Genomic DNA, 222 nt, shown 5'->3' with positions numbered 1-222 from the left:
AGCAACAACTACGCATTGGGTGACACCATCAATGTCAAAGGCGACAGCAACATCATCAGCGAAACCGTAGCCGGTGGCGCACAGCTGAAACTGGCCAAAGACATCACCGTTGACAGCGTCACCGCAGGCAACAGCAAACTGAATACAGACGGCCTCACCATTACCGGTGGCCCGAGTGTGACCAAGTCAGGCATCCATGCCGCCGGCAACAAGATCACCAAC

1 protein-coding gene is annotated in these 222 nt (G+C 55.4%); it reads left to right on the top strand.

The features are described 5' to 3' along the window. A partial coding sequence (locus ACTHRE_RS11240) for a hypothetical protein (RefSeq protein WP_440345292.1) occupies positions 1 to 222 on the top strand: 222 nt, incomplete at both ends.

It is taken from the genome of Neisseria sp. P0001.S007 (genome assembly GCF_051963655.1).
In the GTDB taxonomy this organism is placed as follows: Bacteria; Pseudomonadota; Gammaproteobacteria; order Burkholderiales; family Neisseriaceae; genus Neisseria; species Neisseria subflava_A.
The sequence above is the reverse complement of the archived record's forward strand: the minus strand, read 5'-3'. Positions and strand labels throughout refer to the sequence as shown.